The organism is Pseudofrankia coriaricola, from assembly GCF_032027725.1.
GTDB lineage: Bacteria > Actinomycetota > Actinomycetes > Frankiales > Frankiaceae > Pseudofrankia.
In genome coordinates, this window is the sequence record NZ_JASNFO010000043.1 from 24,931 (window position 1) to 47,408 (window position 22,478).

Sequence of the window (22,478 nt, forward strand, 5' to 3'; positions counted from 1 at the left end):
GGTCCGCATGCCGGCCGGCCATCCCGCGTGAACGATCAGGGGCCATGCTGGAGGGGTGCACAATCTGGTCCGGCCGTTCGTCGGCCGGCGGGAGGAGATGGCGCTGCTGCGCGCCGCCGCGTCGGCGGCGGCGCGCGGCCAGGGTGGTGGCGTCGTCCTGGTGACCGGCCCGGCGGGGATCGGGAAGACCCGCCTGGTCGAGGAGGCGCTGCGCGCCGAACCGGCCCCGGCCGGCACGGACAATGGCCGCGTCCCCGTCGGACGGGGCTACTGCCTGGCCGAGCGGGCGGCACCTCCGCTGTGGCCGTGGCGGCAGGCGCTTCGGGCACTCGCCCGCGCCGCCTTGCCGGCCGCCGGGCTTGGCGAGATCGGCGCGCTGCTCGACGAGGCGGCGCGGACGTGCGCCGCTTCCTCGGTGGAAGCGGCACACGCGGCCGGCGCGGCGGACGCGCGGTTCGCGACACTGGCCGAGGTGGCGGACAAGATGCTGGCCACGGCGACGGCCGCGCCGGCGGTGGTCGTGCTCGAGGACCTACAGTGGGCGGACGCGCACACGGTCGAGCTGGTACGCCAGGTGGCGGGCGGGATCCGCGACAGCCGGCTGCTGCTGGTGGCGACGCTGCGCACGCAGGAAGCCCCGGGGGCGGCCTTCGCCGTACCCGACGAGACCATGGGTGTCCTTGCCCGCCTGGACACCGTCCAGTTGCTGGGGCTCCCCCCGCTCGGCGCCGCCGCCGCCCAGGAGTACCTGGCCGTGTCCGCGGGCGCGGACGACGCGACGTTCGCGCAGATGACCCTCGAACTGGCCAGGGCCCGCTACGACGCCGGCCAGGTGAGCGAGGCGTTGCGGCTGTGCGACGAGGTCGCCGCCGCCGCCGCGCGGACGGCCCGGCCGGACCTGGTCGCGGCCGCCGCGTTGCTGCCGCGCTGGGTCACCTATCCCGAGGCCATCGAGGTGATCACCCGGCTGTGCCGGATGGCGCTGGCCAGCGACCAGCCTCCGCTGGTCCGCTCCCAGCTGCTGTCACAGCTGGCGACCGTCGTCGGCAACACCGGGGCCGTGGCGGAGGCGCGCGAGCACAGCGATGAGGCGCTGGCGCTGGCCGAACAGGCCGGCGACGGCCAGACGCTGCTGGACGCCGCGCGCGCCCGGGAGATGACGCTCGTCGGCCCGGATGACTCCGAGGAACGGCTGCGGCTGGCCGACGTCGTCGCACTGCAGGCCGACCGGCTCAACCAGCCGCTGGCGGCGGTCCTCGGGCAGCAGTGGCGGATCCGCGCGGCCTACCAGCTGGGCCGCCTCGACGCCGTCGACGACGCGATGACCGCCGCCGCCGCGCTCGCCGACCGCTGCCAGCTGCCGCTGGTGCGCTGGCACCAGCGGCGCGCCGTGGCGGCCCGCGCGGAGCTGGAGGGCCGGTTCGCCGCCGCCCGGGAAGCGGACCTCGCGGCTCACCAGCTCGCCAGGCGTTCGGGCGACCTGCAGGGCGTCGGGCTCAGCTATGCCTTCCGTCAGCACCTGGCCATGCTGCGCTGGGACGCGGCCGAGCTGCCGGACGACTACTGGACGGTCCTGGACGCCACCCCGCGCAACCCGCTGCTCGACACGTTCCGCGCGAACAACCACCTGCTCCTCGGCCAGCTCGACGAGGCACGCGGCGGCTACGAACGGCTGCGTCGCATGCTCGACCGGCCGGTCGTCGACGCCCGGTGGGGCGGGGTCCTGACGCAGTTCATCTACCTGGTCGAGGCGTTCGGCGACGCCGAAGCCGGCGCGGCGCTGGCCGAGCACCTGCGGCCATGGGCCGCCTACCCCGGTGCCCTCGGCATCGCCACCGTCTTCTTCGTCGGGTGCGGCCAGGGCCACTACGGCCGGGCGCTGGCGTGCGCGGGAGAGCTCGCCGCCGCCGAGACGGCGCTGCACGCCGCGATCGAGGCCGACCTGGCGCTCGGCGCCCGCCCCCACATCGTCCTGAACCGCCTCGCCCTCGTCGGTGTGCTGCGCCGCCGCGCGGACGGCGCCCACGCGACGGGCGCCGGACGCGTCGAGGGCGCGGCGGACGTCGCGGGCAGTGCCGCCAAAGCCAGGACGCTCGCGGCCGAGGCCAGGGCGCTCGCGGCCGAGGCGGCCGCCGAGGCTCGCCGCCTGGACATGCCCGGCCCGCTCGCCCGCGCGGACCGACTGCTCGCCGAGCTCGACGCCGCCCGCCGCGCGGGCGACCCGCTGACCACCCGCGAGCGTGAGGTGGCCACGCTCGTCGCGGCGGCGCTGTCCAACCGCGAGATCGCGTCCCGGCTGGTGCTCTCCGAGCGCACCGTCGAAAGCCACGTCCGCTCGATCCTCGGCAAGCTCGGTTACGCCAACCGCGCCGAGCTCATCGCCCGCTGGCGGCCCGCCTGACCCGGCCGGCCGGACGGCCGTGCGTCAGCCGAGCCAGGCTCGGGCGTTCTGGAAGAGGCGCAGCCACGGGCCGTGCTCGCCGTCGCCGCCGGCCGCGCCGGCACCGACGGGCAGCCAGGAACGCTGCTGGGTGAGGAACGCGCGCTCCGGGTGCGGCATCATCAGCGTCACCCGGCCGTCGTCGGAGGTGAGGGCGGCGACGGCGCCCGCGGTGCCGTTCGGGTTGGCCGGGTAGTCCTGCGTCGGCTTGCCGTGGTTGTCGACGTAGCGGGCGACGACCGCGCCGGGGCCGGACGGGCCGAACTCCATCCGGCCCTCCGCGTGCGCGACGGGCACGGCGAGCACCGAGCCCGCCATGCCGGCGAGCAGCACCGACGGCGAGTCCTCGATGAGCACGCTCGACACCCGGGCCTCGAACCGCTCGGACGCGTTCGGCAGCAGCGCCGGCCAGCCCGTCGCCCCGGGGATGAGGGAACCGAGGGAGGCGACCATCTGGCAGCCGTTGCAGATGCCGAGCGTCAGCGTGTCCGGCCGGTGGAAGAACGCGCGGAAGGCGGCGGCGAGCTCGGCGTGCGCGAGGATCGACTTCGCCCAGCCGGCGCCCGCGCCGAGCACGTCTCCGTAGGAGAAGCCGCCGCAGGCGGCGAGCACCGAGAAGCCGTCCAGTGTCACCCGCCCGGCCAGCAGGTCGGTCATGTGGACGTCGAACGCGTCGAAGCCGGCGGCGTCGAACGCCGCCGCCATCTCCACCTGGCCGTTGACACCCTCGTCGCGCACCACGGCGACCCGCGGCCTGGACGGGTGTGCCTGGCGGGCGAGGGTGAAGGTGAACCGCTCCGAGATGCCGGGGTCGTCGTCGTCCAGGATCGCGTCGAACTCCTGGTCGGCCGCGTCCGGGTTGTCACGCAGGCGCTGGATCAGGTAGCTGGTCGTCGCCCAGGTGCGCTCCAGCTCGGCGCGGCCGCGGTCGAGGACGACGGCGCCGCCGTCGCGCAGGACGACGCGCTGACGCCGGGTCACCCCGCCGATCACATGCACGTTCCCGGCTCCGACCGCCGCGGCCAGGCCCGCCACCACGCGCCCGACCGCCGCGTCGGCGACCTGCAGGACGGCGCCCAGCTCCTCGCTGAACAGCTTGCCGAGCAGGGTCCCAGGCAGCGCCGCCAGGTCGACGTCGACGCCCGCCCTGCCCGCGAGCGCCATCTCGGTGAGGGTCGTGAGCAGGCCGCCGTCGGACCGGTCGTGGTAGGCGAGGATGGCCGGGTCGTGGACCAGCGGCCGGGTGGCGGCGAAGAAGGCCCGCAGCCGGGCCGCGTCCGCGTCCGGGACGACGGCGGCGTCGCCGGCCCGGCCGTAGGCCAGGGCGAGCGCCGAGCCGCCGAGCCGGGCCTGGCCGGCCGACAGGTCGACGAACACCAGCGAACTGGCCTCGTCCCGCGCGAGCGCCGGGGTGAGCACCCGGGAGACGTCGGCGACCGGCGCCGCGGCGGTGACGATCAGCGACACCGGCGAGGTGACCGCCGCCTCGCCGCCGCCGTCCGACCAGACGGTGCGCATGCTCGTCGAGTCCTTGCCGACCGGGATCGGCACGCCGAGCGCCGGGCAGAACTCCTCCCCCAGCGCGTGGACCGCGTCGAACAGCGCGGCCTGCTGGTCGTCGACCTGGACGGCCGCCATCCAGTTGGCCGACAGCGCCACGTCCGAGAGGTCGGCGACGGCGGCGCCGGCGAGGTTGGTGACCGCCTCGCCGACCGCCATCCGCGCGGCCGCCGGCGCGCTGACGGTCGCCAGCGGGGTGCGCTCGCCCATCGCGAGCGCCTCGCCGACACGGCTGCCGTATGCCGAGGCGGTGACGGCGACGTCGCTGACCGGGACCTGCCACGGGCCGACCAGCTGGTCGCGCACGGTGTGGCCGCCGACGGTCCGGTCGCCGATCGTGATGAGGAACTTCTTGCTGCCAACGGCCGGGACCCGCAGGACACGGTCGACGGCCTCGGCGACGTCGATGCCGGTCTCGTCGAACGGCGCCGCGGCGACGGGGCGGCTGTGCGCCTCGCGGGTCTGCCGGGACGCCTCGCCGAACAGCAGCGACATCGGGACGTCGACGGGCGCGCAGTCGAACTGCTGGTCGCCCACGATGAGCCGTGGCTCGTCGGTCACCGTGCCGACGACGGCGAACGGGCAGCGCTCGCGCTCGCAGAGCTCACGGAACGTGTCCAGGTCGGCCGCGGCGATCCCGAGGACGTAGCGTTCCTGCGCCTCGTTGCACCAGATCTCCAGGCTCGACATGCCGGCGTCGGCGTTCGGCAGGTCGCGCAGCTCGAAGACGGCACCCCGGCCCGCGTCGTGGACCAGCTCGGGCAGCGCGTTCGACCAGCCGCCGGCGCCGACGTCGTGGATGGAGACGATCGGGTTGGCGTCGCCGCGAGCCCAGCAGGCGTTGATGACCTCCTGGGCGCGCCGCTGCATCTCGGCGTTGCCGCGCTGCACGGAGGCGAAGTCGAGATCCTCGTCGCCGGCGCCGGTCTGCATGCTGGAGGCGGCGCCGCCGCCGAGGCCGATGAGCATCGCCGGGCCACCGAGGACGACGACTAGGTCGCCCGGCGCGAGTCGGTCCTTGCGGACCAACGCGTCGCGGACGTTGCCGATGCCACCCGCGATCATGATCGGTTTGTGGTAGCCCCAGCGGCCACCCGGGCCACCGTCCGTCTCGTACGCGCGGAAGTAGCCGACGAGGTTCGGCCGGCCGAACTCGTTGTTGTAGCCGGCCGCGCCGAGCGGCGCCTCGATCATGATCTCCAGGGGGGAGGAGATGCGGCCGGGGCGCCGCTCCGGGCCCTCCCAGGGCAGCTCCTCGCCGGGGATGCGCAGGTTCGAGACGGTGTAGCCGGCCAGGCCCATCTTGGGGGTGGCGCCGCGACCGGTGGCGCCCTCGTCGCGGATCTCGCCGCCGACGCCGGTCGCCGAGCCGGGGCCGGGGGCGATCGCGGTGGGGTGGTTATGCGTCTCGACCTTCACGAGAATGTGCGCGGATTCCTCGTGCCGCCGGTACTCGTGCGTCTCGGGGTCGGGGAAGAACCAGGGGGCGACGGCGCCGCGCAGCACGGCGGAGTTGTCGGAGTAAGCCGACAGCACGTTCTCGCCGGACTTCTCATGCGTGTTCTTGATCATCGAGAAGAGGCTCTTCGGGCGCGGCTCGCCGTCGATCACCCAGCTCGCGTTGAAGACCTTGTGCCGGCAGTGCTCACTGTTGACCTGCGCGAACATCATCAGCTCGACGTCGGTCGGGTTGCGCCCGAGCCGGCGGTACTGCTCGGCGAGGTAGGCCATGTCTCCCGGGGCAAGCGCGAGGCCGAACGCCCGGTTCGCCTCCTCGAGCGCGGCGAGGCCCGCGCCGAGCAGGTCGACCTCGGTCTGCGGCCGGGGCCGCCCCGCGGCGAACAGCGCGCCGGCGGCCTCGAGGGAGCCCGCCACGATCTCGGTCATCCGGTCGTGCAGCAGCGGCGCGACGGCCTTCTCGTCGAGCGAGCCGGGACCGTACAGGTAGTAGACGGTGCCCCGCTCGACCCGGCGGACCGCCGCGAGCCCCGCGGCGGCGGCGATGTCCGACGCCTTCGACGACCATGGCGAGATCGTCCCGAGGCGAGGCAGCACGACCAGGGCCCGGGCCGCCCCGGCACGCTCACCCGTGAACGGCTCGCCGTAGGTGAGCAGACCCCGCAGCCGCGTCTCGTCCTCGGCCGTGAGCCCGTCCGCGCCAGCGACCCCGTCAGCGCCGCCAGCCGCTTCGACACCGTCGGCCGAGCCGGCAAGGTCCACGAAGTGGACGTACTCCGCGGCCACGTCCGTGACGGCCGGCTCGACCGCGCGCAGCCGGGCCAGCAGCCGCCGCCGGCCCGGGCCGGTGAGCGCCGCGATGTCTGCGTAGGTCTTCATATCCGCCGTTCGTCGAGGGTCGCCGGCCTGTGTGCCCAGCCTGTGCCGGCCAGACCTTGCTTGCCCGAACTGTGCCTGCCCAGGCTGTGCCTGCCCAGGCTGTGCCTGCCCGAACTGCCTGCCCGAACTGTGCCTGCCCGAACTGTGCCGGTCTGCCGCCCGCGGCGTCGCGGAGGACCCCGCGGCCGACCATCCTACCCAGCGACCTCCGAGCCATCTCCTCCTTGATCCACGGCGCTGACGGCGGGTGGGCACCCAGGCTGGCCACGCCCTGCGGGCTGCCCGACGACATATCGCCGCGAACCGCGCCCGGTCGATGAGCATGTAGTCCCCCGAGATGGTTGCGGACCGGTCAGCGGGACCGGCCAGGCCGGCGGCGCGCGCGGCCGGGCCCGGGCTCGAGACGGCATAGGAGCAGACCCGGCACGGTCAAGGCGGCCAGCTCCCCGGGCGAGACGGCGCCGGGGTCGAGGCGGACGGGAGAGGCAACGCTCGACGCCCGCGGCACCGGCGGCACCGGCGGCCAAGCGGCGGCTGGCAGGGCGAGCGGAGTCACGACGATCTCGGGTCCGTCGGCCGCGCCGAGCCGCAACCGGCACTCCGCGCGGATCTCGACCCGGCGCACCCGCTCGCCCGCGTGCCAGGTCCCGTTGCGGCTGACGTCCACGGCGGTCCAGCCCTCGTTCGACGCAACGAGCCTCAGGTGACGGCGCGAGACCTGGCCGCCGGGCACGCGCAGGTCGCACTCCGCGCCGCGGCCGACGACCAGGGTCCGCCCCGGCGGCATGGAGACACTGTCGGCCTCACCGCGCGCGTCCCAGCCGGCGGTGTTCCAGCCGAGGCGGACAGCCACGCCCCCGGCTACGTCGCCCCCGGCCACGTCACCGCGGGCTGCGTCACCGCGGGCTGCGTCACCGCGCGCGGCGGGGGCCGCGCGCCCACCGGGCCCCGGGTGGCCGGCGGCGCCGTTCGTAGGGCCAGACGGCGCCAAACGCCCCCTCATGCGTCCTCCCTCCGCGCTGGCGAGGTCCGGTGGCCTCCGGTAACCGGACCCGGACGGCATGCTCGGACGAGCTGGACCTCGGCCGATCACGATGGTAGGAAGACGAAAGCCCGCCGAGGACGGCACCGACCACGGGGATTCAGGGTCCGGTATTTCCACGGGCACACCGTCGGCCACGGGCATTGCACGCCCCGGAACGCCCCCGTCCACTGGCGAAACATCTCGCGGGGACCCGCCCGCGCGCATACCGTGTATTCCAGGGTGAGGGTTGACGGTGGCTCCGTGGCGGCATTTGTCGTGCCGGCGCCGCCGTGCGGCGTGTCTCGGGCCGCGGCGTTCTAGAAACATCGCGGTCACGACCGGCGGCCGTCGGGTTCGCGCGGCGTGAGAAGGCGGGCGGCGCTCGGTGGACGACTTCGTGGGGCGCGAGGCGGAGCTGGCATTTCTCGCGGGCGAGCTGGCTCGGGCCCGCCCCGGCCGGCTGCGGGTGGTGATGGTGGAGGGCGAGCCCGGGGCCGGCAAGACCGCCCTGGTCCGACGCTTCCTCGACGGCCTGGGCGACGGCGCCGACACAGACCCGCGGGTGCTCCACGCCAGCGGCGACGAAGCCGAGCAGTCGGTGCCGCTGGGAGTGGTGGGGCAGCTCGTCGCGGGGCTCACCGACGAGGCGCCGCCGCCGCTGGACCAGCTGGCACGGGCGGGCACCGACACGGCCGACCCCATGCGGGTCGGCAGCGCGTTGGTGTCGCTGGTCGGCCGATGGGGCGCGGCCGGGCGGCTCACGGTCGTCGTGGTCGATGATGTCCCGTGGGCGGACACCCCGTCGCAGCAGGTGCTGGCGTTCGCGCTGCGGCGGCTGCGCGCGGACCCGGTGCTGTGCCTGTGCACGGTTCCCACCGGCGTGGCGGCAGTGATGTCGGACAGCCTGCGCAGGCTGTCCGCCGAAGCCGGCCGGCGGCTGCGCCTGGCGGGGCTGCCGGTCGAGGCGATCCGGGCGCTCGCCGCGGCGGTGGGGGCCGGCCCGATCTCGGCCAGGCTGGCCGAGCGGGTGCACGACCTCACCGGCGGCAACCCACTGCACGCCCGGACGCTGATCGAGGAACTGCCGGCGGAGGCGCTCGCCGGCCACGGCGACCGGTTGCCCGCGCCGCGCTCCTTCGGCCTGGTGGTGCTGGGACGGCTCGCCGGCTGCCCGCCAGAGACACAGCGCCTGGTCGTCGCCGCGGCGGTGCTGGGCCGTTCCTGCCAGCTCGCCGACGCGGCCCGCCTGGGCGAGGTCGACGACCCGCTGACGGCCCTGGAGCCAGCGGTCGTCGCCGGTCTGCTGACCGAGCTGCCCGACGGCGCGGGCACGCGGGTCACGTTCGGGCACCCGCTGGTCCGTGCGGCGATCTACCACGACCTCGGGCCGGCGCGGCGCGGCGCGATGCACCGCGAGGCCGCGCGGGTCGTCGAGGATCCCCCGGCCCGGCTGCGCCACCGGATCGAGGCGTCGCCGCTGGCCGACGAGGAGCTCGCCGCCGATGTGGCCGCCGAGGCCGCCGGCCAGGCGCGGGCGGGCAGGTGGGCGGCGGCCGCCGAGCTGTGGCTCGCCGCCACGCGGCTGACGGCCGACGGGGCCGGCCGCGACGAGTACCTGACGAACGCGGTCATGGTCGGCGTCTACGGCGGGCAGGTCGAGGCGGTGACCCGCGCGGTCGCCGCCGCGGGCCCGCCCGCGGACCCGGCCCGCCGGCACTTCGTGTCCGGGGCGCTCGCGCTGGTCCACGGCGACTTCCCCAGCGGCACCGCCGCGCTGCGGCGTGCCTGGGCCGAGCTCGAGCAGACCCCGCGGGCGCCGCTGGCCCGGCTCGTCGCCGAGTCCCTGGTGATCGCCATGATCCGGCACGGCAGCTACGACGCGGCCGCCACCTGGGCCGAGCGGGCCGCCGACGCCGACGAGGGCGCGGCGCTGCACCCCCCGTACGTGCTCGGCCATCTGGCCGTCACCGCCAACCTGAGCTGCGGTCGCATCGACCAAGCCCGCGCCCTGGTCGACGCCGCCGCGGCGCGGCTCGGCCCGGGCCAGGCCGACGGCGAGGCCGCCGGCGCGGTCCGCCTGATGCGTGGCAACCTCCTGCTGGCCCTGGACCAGCCGGTCGCGGCTCTGGGCGAGCTGCGGGCGGCCGCGGCCCTGCTGCGCCGCGGCCAGCCCACCCTCGGCATCGGACTGTCCGCGCTGCTCAGCCTGTCGATCTCGGAGTACCAGCTGGGCCACTGGGACGACTCGGTCGCGCACGGCGCGCTCGGCGCGTCCATCGCCCTCGACAGCGAGCAGGGCTGGCTCGCCGGCCCGCTGCTCTGCTGGACCGTGATACCGCTCGCTGGGCGCGGGGCCGCCGAGACGGCCACCTACCTGCGGCAGGCGGAGACCGTCTTCGCGGCGAGCATCGACGCGCCGGCGGAGACGCTGGCGATCACGCGGGCGCGGATCGCGCACGCCGCCGACGACCATGCCGCGATGGTGGCCGCCCTCGCCTGGTTCGACGGCGCGCCCGCCGGCGGCCAGGACCCGATCGAGCCGAGCGCGCTGCCGTGGCGACCGCTGTACGCCGAGGCTCTCGCCCATCTCGGCCGCCCCGACGAGGCCCACCGGGTCCTCGTCCCGTGGGAGAACGCGGCCGCGGCCCGACGGCACCGCTCCGCCCGGCTCGCCGGCCTGCGGGTCCGCGCCGCCGTCTGGCGGGCCCGGGGCGACCGCGCGGCCGCCGCCCGCGCCTACCGGCAGGCCGCCGAGCTGGCCGCCGGCCTGCCGCTGCCCTTCGAACGCGCCCTGCTGGAGTACGACCACGGGACGTTCCTGCTCGCCGAGGGCCGGTCGGCCGAAGCCGTCGCCGCGCTGCGCGCCGCCCGCGAGCGGTTCGCCGGCCTCGGCGCCGTTCCCCACCTGACGCGCTGCGAGGCCCGGCTGGCCGACCGCGACGCGCCCGGCACGCCCGCGCCGGCCCGGTCCACCCTCCCGACCAGCCGCCTCACCGCCCAGGAGCTCAACGTCGCCCGGCTGGCCGCCGAGGGCCTGTCGAACAACGAGATAGCCGACCAGATGGTGCTGTCCGTACGCACCATCGAGTTCCACCTCAGCAACGTCTACGCGAAGCTCGGCCTGCGCCGCGCCCAGCTCGCCACCGCGCTTCTGCAGCGGCCGCCGGCCGGCTGAGCGTCCGGGCGTGTGCTCGGGGCGCGGCCCCGTGGAAAAGCCCGTGCAAATCCCGGTGCCGGCGGCGGGTCCACGGGGCTACCGTCAGACCTTCCCGTCGGCCTCGCGGCACAGGTCGACCTCCGTGCCCTGCCAGAAGGAACCTCACGATGCGGGTCATCGTCACGCTGCACCGCGCCGCCGACGGCCGCCCCCATGGCGACGTCCAGCTCGACGGCGACCAGGACACCCACCCGTTCTCCGGGTGGATGGAGCTCCTCCAGCTCCTCGAGCAGGCAGCCGCGCCGGCACCGCCCCCTGGCACCGCCGGTTGACGGGACGGTCCGCGCCGGTGGTCGCGCCGCGGGCGGCGAACGACGCGGTCGCGGCACGACGTCGACTCACGAGCGACCGGTGGCTGCTTTCCCACCGGCGGCCGGACAGCCGCCGCGAGTTGCTATGTTCCTGGAATTTTGTTTTCGTGTTGCTGGCACGGTCGCGGTCGATTCGAGGTTCGCCGGTCGCGTGCCGTTCTGTGCTACACAGTAGGATCAGGGCGCGTCGGGGTGGACGCCATCTTGACCGGTAGCGAGAGTCGACGGAAACGAGGGTCGGCAGTACCGCGTCCACCGGACGTCGCATTCTCCGTCCGCACGAATACTTTCGCCGGCGCCGGTGGGCGCGGCGCCCGCAGACCACGCCGCGCGAGAGCCGGCGGCCTCGTCGCACGGGGGGCACCATGAGCGAGACCCAGTCCGAAGCCACGACGATCGCGGACGCCGCCGCCGGGGACCTCGACTCCGCTTCCACGGGCCAGGACACCGCTCAGGAGGAGCCTGCCGCCGCCGAGGCGGTGACTCCAGGCGGCGAGTCCGCTCAGACGGACGCGGACGTCGCGGGAGCGGTTTCCGCGAAGGCGGTCGTGGCTGAGGCGGAGCCTGTCCTCGCGGACGGGGCCAGCCCAGTTGTCGATGACGCCGAAGTACCGGCGCCGAGCGAGGACCTGGCCACCGATCTGTCCGGGCTGGAGCCGATCGCCGCGTGGCAGGGCAGTGGCTCCTCCCCACCCTTCGCCGGACGGCGCGGCCCGCGCCGCGGCACGGCATGGTTCGCGTCTGGCCGGTCGAAGCGCCCTGTGCTGCCGGTGCCGGCGATCATCACGCTTGTCGTTCTGGTGACACTGGCCGGCGTCACGGTTCCCCTCGCCCTGCGCACCGCCGACCGGAACGCCTATCTGACATCCAGCGGACCTGACGTCACCGATGGCGGCGCGACCGTGGCAGCTCCGCCGGGCAGGGCCGAGGACGCGGCCGGCGGGTCGGTCACCCTCCCGGGACAGAGTTCTGCACGGTCCGGCCAGAGCCCGCCCAGCACCGGGGCCACCGTCCGGGGAAGCGGCACCTCGCCGTCCGGTGGTGGCACGCGCCAGCCGAACGGCCCGGGTACCCAGCAGCCCGGTGGCAACGGCGGCTCTGACGGCTCGGGCGTGGGCGCCAACCCCCAGAGCAACGCGGGCGCCCCGGCGCCGCAGGTGCCCGGTGCGCCAGGGATGCAGGCCCGCCCGGTGCCGGGCGGCGTCGAGGTGACGATCACCGAGCCGACGGGTGGCGGGATCGCGTCGAGCTACGTCGTCACGGCCGACCCGGGCGGCACCACGTCGCTGTCAGCTCCGGGCACGGTCACCATTCAGGTCGACAGCTGCGCGCAGACGGCTGTCAGCGCACGCGCCACCAATGCCGCCGGCACGTCGGCCGCGGCCAGTCGCACGCTCGTCGGCTGCGTCGCGCCCTCAGTGCCTCGCAACGTCACTCTGACCAAGCTGCCGCCACAGGCGAGCGATCCCACCGGGCACAACCTGGTGTCCTGGACCGCTCCGACGGAGACGGGCGGCACGGGTGTGGCGGTCGACTACATCGTCCGGGTCTACATATCGTCGGAAAACGTCACCTCCGTGAGTAGCTATACGGTGACGGGTACCAGCTATCTGCGGAGCAACGCGTCCGGTCGCGACCCATACATCAAGATCACCGTCGCGGCGCGCAATCCCGCTGGTGAAAGCGCTGAGGTAGTCGTTTACCGCGGCAGCGGCCCCACGGACGTCACCAGCGTGACGCCCCTGACTCCGGGCCCACCCGAAGCCTGAGATACCGAACATCCAATCCGTTGTGATCGCCCAGCACCGACGCCGCTGTCGCGGAGCCCGGCGCCGACCGCGGCTGTCAACGACCCGGCGCGGATCGCCCACCAGCCCGCCATGACGTCGATCAACACCGTGCCCTGGATCGACCTGCGCGCACAGGCGAACGGCAGTAACCTCGCCGTCCCCGGACGGAGGCCACCCGCCGGGCTGCACCTGTCGGCCGCCCGCGGCCGGTCCCGGGGCCACCGGCGGCCGTCGGCCTGGACACAGGCGAACACCCATCTCGAGTTGCTGTTTTCTTGGATTGTTGTTTCCGCGTTGCCAACATGGCCGTGAGCGCCCCGTGGTGCGCCGTTCCTGCGCCGTTCCGTGCTGCACACTGAGATCCGAGCGCGTCGGGGTGCGGACACCATCTTGGCTGGAAACGGGGGCGACGGGGGTCGCGTTTGCCGGACGCCGCATTCTTCGTCCGTAAACATACTTTTCCAGTGCCGGTGGGTGGCGCACGCAGGAGGCGCCACATGGAGCCGGCGGTCTGGTTGCACGGGGGGCAAGATTAACGAGATCCAGTCCGAAGCCGCGACAAGCACGGACGCCGCCGCGGACGTCGCCGCCACGGGCGCGGGCTCCGACCAGGCGGATGCCGCCTCTATGAAGGCGGAAACCGCCGACACAGACGTGGTCCTGTCGGACGCGGTTTTCGAGAAGGCGGCCGCCGCGGAGGCGGAACCCGTCCCCGCGGACAGCGCCGGTCCTGTTATAGATGACGCCGAGACCTCCGCCGAGCCTGGGTTTTCGCTGCGTGGCGGGGATCCGGAGCTGATCGGCAGGTACCGCGTTCTGCGGCTGCTCGGCGAGGGCGGGATGGGGTCGGTGTTCCTGGGCGAGTCGCCCGAGGGGCGCCGGGTCGCGGTGAAGGTGATCCGCTCCGACTACGCGCGGGTGCCCGAGTTCCGGACGCGGTTCGGCCGGGAGACGGCGCACGTGCGGCGGGTGGCCAAGTTCTGCACCGCGGAGGTGGTCGACGCCGACCCGGACGCGAACCTCCCCTACCTGGTCACCGAGTTCATCCCCGGGCCGACTCTGGGGGAGGCCGTCGCCGCGGACGGCCCGCTGGCCGAGAGCGACCTGGAGCGCCTCGGCGTCAGCATGGCCGCGGCGTTGACCGCGATCCACGCGGCCGGCATCGCGCACCGCGACCTGAAGCCGTCGAACGTGCTACTCGGGCCGTCCGGGCCACGGGTCATCGACTTCGGCATCGCCTCGACGCTCGGCGCGACGACGATGGTCAGCCAGGACGTGACCCGGATCGGCACCCCCGCCTACATGGCCCCCGAGCAGATCCGTGGCGGCAAGGTGGGAGCGGCCGCCGACATCTTCGCGTGGGCCGGCGTGATGCTCTACGCCGCCACCGGCCGGCCCCCGTTCGGCGAGGCCGAGCCAATCGCGCTGCTCTACCGGGTCATCCATGACGACCCGGACCTGACCGGCGTGCCGGACGGCATCGTCGAGTTGGTGCGCCAGGCGTTCCGCAAGAACCCCGACGAACGCCCCACCGCGACCGGCCTGCTGCTGCGCCTGCTCGGCGACGCGGAACCCATAGCCGACCAGCGCTCGGCCGTCGCTCGCGCCCTCGACGGCTGGCACGCCGGCGCGGCGGGCGTCGGCGTCGGCGTCGGCGTCGGCCAGAGCATGGGCGGTTCTGGTGACACCGCGATGGCGGTCGGCGCCGGCTCCGCCGCGGCGGCGCCTGGGGGCATACGGCTCACGAAGCCCGCGACGGGGCCGGGGACCGCGCGACGGGCGGTCTCGGCCGACGCGCCGGCCGGCGTGGGCACGGGCGCGACCCTGTCCGACTACCCGACGTTGGTCGCCGGGTCCGCGCCGTCCGGCGCGTCTGGCGCCGCGGCGCCGTACGACGATCCGGCCGGCGACCTGTCCGGGCTGGAGCCAGTCGTCGCGCTGCCCGGAGGCGGGGAGCCGCCATCTCTTACGAGACGGCGTGGGTCACGCGTCCTGCCACGCCGGGGAGCCGCCCAGAGGTCGGCGGACCGGTCGAAGCGCCTCGCGCCGGCGATCGTCGCGCTTGTCGCGATGGTGGCGCTGGCCGGCATCACCGTCCCGCTCGCCCTGCGCGCCTCCGACCGCGACACCTACCTGACGTCCGACGGGCAGGACGTCACCAACGGCGCGACCGTCGACGCGCCGTCGGGCAAGGACAGGAACGCCGGGGGCGACGGGGGCACGACCGGAGGCGGCGACGTCTCGTCGCCGGGCGGTGTGGACGCGATCGGCGCCGCGGGGCGGGGCCCGGTACGCACGGGACAGAGCCGGCCGGCCGGCGGGACCACCTCAGGCCGAGGCGGTGCCCCGTCCTCAGGCGGCAGCGCGGGCCAGTCAGATGGCTCGGACCAGTCAAACGACTCAGGCCAGTCAAATGGCGTCCAGCCGGGCGGAGGCACCGGGAACACGGGCGGCACGAGCACCGCCCCGCAAGGCGATGCACCGACGCTACAACCACCCGGCACGCCGGGTATGCGGGTCGTATCGGTGTCCGGCGGTGTGCAGGTGACGATCACGGCGCCCACCAGTGGCGGCGCGCCGACGACCTACGTCATCACCGCCGACCCGGGTGGCACCAAGTCGCTGCCTTCCCCAGGAACTGTCACCATCCAGGTCGACGGCTGCGCCCGTTCCACGGTCAGCGCCCGCGCCAGCAACGCCGCAGGCACGTCTCCCACCGCGACGGCCGCGGCCCTTGGATGTGTTACTCCCTCCGCCCCAAGTAACGTCACGGTCCGCGCCGACTCATACAAGTCGTACACCGCCAGATGGAGCCCGGCGGCTCGGACCGGCGGCACCGGGGTGGTCGTCGACTATGTTGTCCGGATCTACCTCTCGCACAGCATGTCGAGTTGGGTGAGCGAAATCATCATGACGGGGACGAGTTATACGTTTGAATACAACGCCGGCAACGTCCTTAACAAGGTCACGATCGCGACGCGTAACCCAGCCGGGCAGAGCGCGGAGGTCACCGCCTATAGGGAACCTTCGCCAGACCCCAGCACTACTCCGCCCGACCCGTCGACGTCGGCTCCAGCACCATCGACGTCCAAGACCTGACGACCAGCCCCATAAATGGCTGTCGGCCGGCCTGCTCGCCGAGGACCGCGCGGTCTGGAGCCGTGCATCCCATGGCGCACCGCGGGTACCGACGGCGCTATTTCAGGGAGCCGTCGGTGATCATGGCGTGCAGGCCGCGGCGGTTGAGCTTGCCGGACGGCAGCGTGGGGATCTCGGCGCTGGTCGCGAGGATCCAACGGGTGGGGACCTTGTAGCTGGAGAGCTGCTCGCGGGCGCGGGCCGCGAGCGACTCCACGTCGACATCGACGGCCTCGGACGCCGAGACGACGACGGCACACACCTCCTCGCCGCGGGACGGGTGGTCGACGCCGAGGACGACGCACTGCGCGACGTCGTCGAAGGTCTCGATCACGGCCTGGACCTCCAGCGGCGAGACGTTGGCGCCGGCGGCCTTGATGAGCTCGCTGGTCCGGCCGACGTAGAACAGGCGCGGGTCGCCGTTCTTGCGGTAGACCTTGTCGCCGGTGTGGTACCAGCCGTCCGCGTCGAAGACGTCGGCGCGTTCGCGCTTGTTGTAGCCGGCCATCACACCGATGCCACGGATGAGCAGCTCGCCCATGGTGCCTGTCGGCGCCGGGCCGCCGTCGTCGAGGACGATTCGGGTTTCGGTGAACGCGAAGCTGCCGGCGGTCTCGGTGAGGCTGCGGTGGGTCGGGAAACCGTCCGGAACGTTGTTCATCGCGAGGTCCAGCGGGCCGCTCGTCAGCATGGGGGCGCTGCTCAGGTCCCGGTCTGGGAACGTCGGGTGTTCACGCAGCTGCTGGGTGAAAGCCGGCCAGCCGACGATTCCGTTGGCCCGTTCGCGCTCGGCCAGGTCGAGCGCGGCCCCGGCTTCCAGCCGCGGGAGCACCAGCAGGGTGGCCGGCTCGTGCAGCGCGCCGGTCGCGGCCAGCACGCCGCCTATCCAGAAGAACGGCATCGCGCAGAGGACCTTCGGCGCCCAGTCGATGCCAGTGAGGCCGCGGATGGCGGCGGACCAGGTGGAGGTCTGGCGGACGACCGTGCCGTGGGTATGCAGCACGCCTTTCGGGTCCGCGGTCGAGCCCGAGGTGTGGATCATGATTGCCAGATCCGCCGGGGTGACCTCGGCCTCGACAGCCGAGAGAATCTCGGGGCCGACCAGGGTCGGGCCCTCCTCACCCCAGGAGTCCGCGTCCCAGGCATCTGCCCACGGCCGGTCGGACGCCGAGGTGAGCACGATACGGCGCAGGTAGGGCGCCGAAGGCATTTGAAGGCGCCCGGGCTCCTGCCCGGACAGGCCGGGAAGCGCCGCCTCAAGCCGTTCGGCCACGTCGATCCTGAGCACCTGGGTGGGCGCGACCAGCAGGCCGACGTCGGCCAGGCGCAGCACCTTCCCGATCTCGGCCGGGGTGTACAGCGTGCTGAGCGGCACGGCGACCGCGCCTATGCGGGAGGCGGCGAGCCACCAGGTGACCCACTCGGTGTCGTTGGTGAAGAACAGGCCGACCCGCGAGCCCTTGCCCATCCCGGCGGCGAGCAGCCGGCGCGCGGCGAGCGCGGAACGCCGATCCGCCTCGGCGTAGGTGAGGCGGTCGGTCGGCGTGACGACGTACGGCGTCTCGCCGAACTCGCGCACCGCGCGCCCGAGCAGCTCGGGAATGGTCGGCCGCGGCGGCGGCCCCGATGACACCATGCGACCACTCTCCCCATGTCTGGAGCAGTGCTCCGGGCGCGAGGCCCCGCCGTCGCCGCGCGGCCTTCGGCCCCGGCCCGCTTTCGTCGCGCCCGGTCGATCCGAGGCTCGACACCGTCCAGCAGCGAACCACAGGGAACGGCTCCGGTGCACGGTCTCGTGCCGCCTGGGGCCGGCCGCCGAGGTCGGGCCGCGCGCGTCGACGGAGCGTGCCACGATCGCCAGGAAGCCGGAAAACGTCGTCTGGTTCGTCAGGGGGAGTGTCAGGTGGCCGGGCGGGTGGGATTCTTCGACGTGGAGACCGGCGGCGAGATGGTGCTGGTGCTGCGGCGCTACGGGAACGAGTTCCAGGTCATCCGCCAGTTCGGCTACTGGGACCCGAGGTACGACGAACCCTTCGTCGTACCCGCCGACCCGGAGACGTTCCTGACCGATCTGGCCTCGATTCCCTCGGTGTTCGCCTGGCTCGTGCCCGGCCTGGGCTCCCACCTGCCCGCCGTCCTGCTGCACGACGGCCTGGTGATCGCCGATGGCGAGCTCCCCACCCACCTCGGCCCGCCGGTCACCCGCGAGGAGGCGGACCGGATCCTGCGGGGCGCCATGAAGGAGCTCGGCACGCCGGTCATCCGGCGCTGGCTGATCTGGACGGGCGCGGAGCTGGGGACGGTGTGGGTCACCCGGCGGCACCGCTGGTGGTGGCGGGTCCTTGCCGCGCTCACGGTCACCGCCGTGGTCGCGCTCGGCAGCCTCGCGACGCTCGACCTGTTCGACGTCTGGAACGTGTTGCCCTGGATGGGAAACCGTCCGTGGTGGGAGGAGCTGCTGTTCGGCGCGGTGGCCGCGGTCGCGGTGCCGGTGGTGCTGTCGGCCTTCTGGGCGCGTTACTGGCGGGCCGCGGCCATCACCGGCATCGCGATGGCGGTGCTGCTGCATGTGACCCTGGCGGTGATCCTGCTCTCGGGCGTCTACTGGGTTCTGGAGAAGCTCGTCTCCTGGCCCGAGGGCCTCGGCCCCAGCGTCGCCAAGAACCTCGCCAACGTGCCCGATGGAGCGCACGACGCCGGTGAGCCGCCGAACACGACCGACGTCGCTCTCACCTTCTCGGCCCGGCCGGAACGGCCGGCGGAGTCCTCGGAGTCGTCGCCTTCCTGATGACCCAACGACGGGGATCAGCCACTCGGCCGGCGAGGCCGGCGAGGAGGGCGAGGCCGGCGAGGAGAGCGAGGACGGCGAACACCAGATGGCCCGCGGCGCCGGCGGAGGCGATGCCACGGGCCTTCTGGCGGTTCGGCAGAGGTGCTACTGGTCGGTGAGCTTCCCGGCGATCTGGTCGATCAGGCCCTGCTCGGTGGTGGGCGGAGGGACGTCCTGGACGTTGGTGACCTGCAGCTCCACGGCCACCTGGCCGGCGTAGAAATACACCGTGTCCAGGACGTAGCCGTAGGTGCCGTTCGCGTCGGTGACGCCCATCGAGGTCCGGACGAACGCCGTGGCGCCACGCGGCGGGGCGGGCGTCTCGACCGCGACGATCTCGTAGGTGAAGCCATTGGCGTCCTCACCCGCGAGCGCCTCCTCGAGCGCGGCGCGGTAGCAGTCACCGAACCGCGGGCTGCTCACGATCCGCGCGTTCTGGCGGATCTGCTCGGCGGGAAGGATCTTCGCCCGGCTGGAGGCCTGGAACTCTGATTCCTCGGTGCTGACGAAGGTGTCGCCGTTGGTCTCGTCGGACGGCGCCGGCGGGTTGAAGTCGTTCACGCCCACGCACGCGGCGATCTCGGCCCGCATCGCGCTGTTGCCCGGGTCCTCGTCCTCGACGCCGCCCGAGCTCTCGAAGCCCTCGGTCTCCGGGCCCGCGGTGAGCACGTAGTCGCCCGCGCGCAGCTGGCGGGCCGGCACGGCGGTGGGCGACGCCGACGGGCTCGCCGGCGCGGTCACCGCCGGGGATGCCGCGGCCGGGTCGGCCACCACCGCGCCGTCCTGACACGCCGTGCCGACGACGGCCAGAGCCGCCGCGACCAGCCCTCCGCATACCGCCCGGCGCACCCGCCGGCCATCTCCGATGCTGTGCACCGCGACCTCCGAAAGTCGGTCCAGCCGCCACCCGCGGCCGGTGATAACCCCTGTTATCGATGGCCACACAATGCCTGAAGAATCGGCGCCAGAGCCAATATAAGGAATGTCATCCGCCAGACACAGGAAAGCGCGTTGAACGGCGTCGGCAGAATTCCTCCGGCCAGCCTGTCGCCGGGTTTCAGGGTGCCACCCTTGACACCGCTGTAGAAGCCGGTGAGGCCGCGGCGCCCGGCCCCGCCGCGGCCGGCGGCGACGTCCGCGCAGGTCGCGGGCCCGGCGAGCTGTCGGGCGGGCGACGAGGCCGCGGCGAGTCGGGCCTCAGAGGGGATGCGCGGCCATGCCGGCACGGCCGACGGGCGGCCGATAGATCGAGTACGACGGGCCGTGTAGGTTCTCCGTCCCGGCCGTGCGGAATCGCCGCGTCCGGACGGAATTCAGTCCAGCCCATGGCGTGCCGCATTTCCCGGCCGATTAGCCAGGGGCGCGGCGGGCGTCGCGTTAGAGAGCGGCGTGCTGCGGCTGGGTCTCCACCACGATCACGGTGGGGGTGCTGGTCTCGAGCGCGACGGTAAGCTCTTTCTCCAGTTCCCCGGTGGTCTCGACGTCGACGCCCCGGCAGCCGAAACCGCGCGCGAGCGAAGCGATATCCAGCCCCGGCAGGTCAAGACCCGGAACGCCGGGCGTGTCCTCCAGCTCGGCGAAGGACTTGAGAACCGAGTACTCCCGGTTGCGCAGGACGACGTACGCGATGGGCAGCGCGTGCTGCGCGGCGGTCCAGACCGCCTGCACGGAGTACTGGAAGGAACCATCCCCGATCATGCCGATGACCGGCCGGCGCACGCCGCGGGCCCGGTCGCCGAGCGCCACGCCGACCGCGGCCGGAACCGCCCATCCGATACCGCCGCTGGCCGTCGCGAAGAACGAGTCGGGCTCGACGGTCGGCAGCCATTCGACCTGCTGGGCCATCGTCGAGGTCGACTCGTAGACGAGAACGGCGTGCGCCGGGCGTGCCTCACCGACGGCGGCGTGGACCTCCGCCGCCGTAAGTGGCCTGCTGGGAGTCGTGGGCAGCGTCCTCGGGCGGGGCATCGGCGCGGGGGGCGTGCGCTGGGCGTCCTGCGCCACCAGCTCGGTGAGGAGCTCGATGACGGTCCGGGGGTCGCCGAGAATGCTGTCGCCGACGCGCGCCGACGCCGCCACCGCCGGGTCCGCGGTGACATGCAGCAGTGAGGTACCGGGAGGCAGAATGTCGCCGGGCACGTAGGGGTAGTAGCGGAACACCTCCGCTCCGATGACGACCACGAGGTCATGCCCGGCCAGCCGGTCGCTGACCGCTTTCGGGGAAAGACCCAGCGGGCCCTGGTACAGCGGATGGTCTTCCGGGAACGAGACCCGGTCCGGCAGCGGCGCGCCGTACACCGATGCCCGTAGCTTCTCCGCTAGCGTGACGGCGGCATGCCAGCCGCCCGCCCGGTCGACGTCGGGACCGAACACCAGCGCGGGACGCCGGCTCGCGGCCACGCGCTGGGCGAAGCCGCGCAGCCGCTCGATGTCCGGCGCGACGACGGTGCTCACGCCGCGCACGACGGCCGGACCGGCAACGGGAACATTCCAGTCGTCGAGCGGTATGGACAGGTGGACCGGGCCAGCCGGCGGCTGCAGCGCCATCGCGTAGGCACGCATGAACGCCTCGGGAACGTCCTCGGCGCGGGCGGGCTCATAGGACCACTTCACCCACGGCTTCGGCATGGTCGTCGCCTCGCGGTTGGCGAGGTAGGGCTCGCCGATCACCAGCTCGCGGTGTTGCTGACCCGAGGTGACGACCAGCGGGGTGTGGCCGTGGTAGGCCGTGACCAGGTTGCCGAGGGCGTTTCCGAGGCCCGCGGAGGAGTGCAGGTTCACCAGCGCCGGCCGCCGGGTGGCCTGCGCGAAGGCGTCGGCCATGGCGATGACGGACGCCTCCTGCAGGCCGAGGACATAGGTGAAGTCAGGCGGAAAATTCTGGAGGAACGGCTCCTCCGTCGACCCCGGATTGCCGAAGACGGTGGTCATCCCCAGCGACCTCAGCAGGTCGTACGTCACGGAGCGAACAGTTGATCCGTGGCTCATCGACTATCAGCCCGCCTCGGCTCGATGGACGCTCGATGGACGTCAGTGCGGTCGGTCGCCAGTACGGTCGGTCGCTGCGCGACGGGCCACGGCGGGCCGGCGCACCGGATGCTGCCACGCCGTTCTCCCCGTCGCCACGCGAGCCAGGATCCAAGGTGACCGGAAACAGGATGGCGGGGTCGGCTCCGCGGCGCGGACGATTCGTGCGCGGGCCGGTCGCCACGGGGCGGTATCTCCCCCGCCGCCGGGGTAACAACTCCGGAAAAACAGTGGCGGCTCCCCGAGCCTACCCGCGAGTGGCGGCACGCCAGGACAACACAGATCGGGTTGGAGAGAATATGACGGCAAAACCTCCGGTGCCTCCCTTCAATGCGGACGGCGCTCGCGAGAAGGTACGCCTCGCGGAGGATGCCTGGAACACTCGGGACCCGGCCAAGGTCGCGCTCGCGTACACCGTCGACAGCCGGTGGCGCAACCGGGCGGAGTTCATCCGTGGGCGCGAGGAGATCGTCGCGTTCCTCACTCGGAAGTGGTCCCGCGAACTCGACTATCGGCTCATCAAGGAGCTGTGGGCATTCGGGGGGAACCGCATCGCCGTCCGCTTCGCCTACGAGTTCCACGACGATTCGGGGAACTGGTCCCGGTCCTACGGGAACGAGAACTGGGAGTTCGACGACGACGGGCTGATGCGCGTTCGCCACGCCTCCATCAACGACCTCCTGATCGGGGAGGAGGACCGGAGGTACCACTGGCCGCTGGGTCGCCGCCCGGACGGCCATCCGGGACTGAGCGATCTGGGCTTCTAGCGCTGGTCCCAGCGTCGTCCGGGCTCGTCGCGGTCAG

The 22,478-nt window shown here is 73.5% G+C and carries 12 protein-coding genes; 7 read left to right on the forward strand and 5 right to left on the reverse strand.

Features of this window, described 5'->3' with window-relative positions; all coding sequences use genetic code 11:
- The first annotated feature begins 55 nt into the window (after positions 1-55).
- Entirely contained in the window at positions 56-2,401 is a 2,346-nt protein-coding gene (locus QOZ89_RS22990; RefSeq protein WP_241841994.1) for a LuxR family transcriptional regulator, read from the forward strand.
- Positions 2,402-2,425: 24 nt separating this feature from the next.
- Here the strand turns inward: QOZ89_RS22990 and purL are convergent, their stop codons facing one another.
- Positions 2,426-6,337, reverse strand: a complete 3,912-nt coding sequence (gene purL / locus QOZ89_RS22995) for a phosphoribosylformylglycinamidine synthase (protein WP_312625128.1) — start codon at positions 6,335-6,337, stop codon at positions 2,426-2,428.
- A gap of 352 nt (positions 6,338-6,689) precedes the next feature.
- Positions 6,690-7,190, reverse strand: a complete 501-nt coding sequence (locus QOZ89_RS23000; protein WP_312625131.1) for an FHA domain-containing protein — start codon at positions 7,188-7,190, stop codon at positions 6,690-6,692.
- A gap of 556 nt (positions 7,191-7,746) precedes the next feature.
- Between QOZ89_RS23000 and QOZ89_RS23005 the strand changes: the two genes are divergently transcribed.
- The 4 genes from QOZ89_RS23005 to QOZ89_RS23020 all read left to right on the forward strand — a co-directional run bounded on the left by QOZ89_RS23005 (position 7,747) and on the right by QOZ89_RS23020 (position 15,778).
- Positions 7,747-10,536 (forward strand): AAA family ATPase, encoded by a 2,790-nt coding sequence (locus QOZ89_RS23005; protein ID WP_312625133.1) that lies wholly within the window; start codon positions 7,747-7,749, stop codon positions 10,534-10,536.
- A gap of 149 nt (positions 10,537-10,685) precedes the next feature.
- A complete protein-coding gene (locus QOZ89_RS23010; protein ID WP_157910564.1) occupies positions 10,686-10,850 on the forward strand; it encodes a hypothetical protein in 165 nt (54 codons plus the stop codon).
- Between the two features lie 404 nt (positions 10,851-11,254).
- Positions 11,255-12,658, forward strand: a complete 1,404-nt coding sequence (locus QOZ89_RS23015; protein WP_071051018.1) for a fibronectin type III domain-containing protein — start codon at positions 11,255-11,257, stop codon at positions 12,656-12,658.
- A 648-nt stretch (positions 12,659-13,306) separates the two neighbouring features.
- Positions 13,307-15,778, forward strand: coding sequence for a protein kinase domain-containing protein (locus QOZ89_RS23020; RefSeq protein WP_312625136.1), 2,472 nt, complete (start codon positions 13,307-13,309; stop codon positions 15,776-15,778).
- 97 nt (positions 15,779-15,875) lie between these two features.
- On the opposite strand, the gene QOZ89_RS23025 is transcribed toward QOZ89_RS23020, so the two are convergent.
- The gene (locus QOZ89_RS23025) at positions 15,876-17,453 is read right to left on the reverse strand and encodes a class I adenylate-forming enzyme family protein (protein WP_312625138.1); all 1,578 of its coding nucleotides are present in this window, start codon (positions 17,451-17,453) and stop codon (positions 15,876-15,878) included.
- A gap of 267 nt (positions 17,454-17,720) precedes the next feature.
- Here QOZ89_RS23025 and QOZ89_RS23030 point away from each other — a divergent pair, with 267 nt between their 5' ends.
- The gene (locus tag QOZ89_RS23030) at positions 17,721-18,605 is read left to right on the forward strand and encodes a DUF1353 domain-containing protein (RefSeq protein WP_312625139.1); all 885 of its coding nucleotides are present in this window, start codon (positions 17,721-17,723) and stop codon (positions 18,603-18,605) included.
- A 147-nt stretch (positions 18,606-18,752) separates the two neighbouring features.
- Here QOZ89_RS23030 and QOZ89_RS23035 read toward each other — a convergent pair whose 3' ends face one another.
- A complete protein-coding gene (locus tag QOZ89_RS23035; RefSeq protein ID WP_083419207.1) occupies positions 18,753-19,523 on the reverse strand; it encodes a hypothetical protein in 771 nt (256 codons plus the stop codon).
- Positions 19,524-20,024: 501 nt separating this feature from the next.
- Positions 20,025-21,608, reverse strand: coding sequence for a benzoylformate decarboxylase (gene mdlC, locus QOZ89_RS23040; RefSeq protein WP_241841995.1), 1,584 nt, complete (start codon positions 21,606-21,608; stop codon positions 20,025-20,027).
- A gap of 365 nt (positions 21,609-21,973) precedes the next feature.
- On the opposite strand from mdlC, the gene QOZ89_RS23045 reads away from it, so the two are divergent.
- Positions 21,974-22,441: a nuclear transport factor 2 family protein gene (locus tag QOZ89_RS23045; protein ID WP_071051023.1), complete on the forward strand. Its 468-nt coding sequence runs from the start codon at positions 21,974-21,976 to the stop codon at positions 22,439-22,441.
- Positions 22,442-22,478 lie beyond the last annotated feature (37 nt).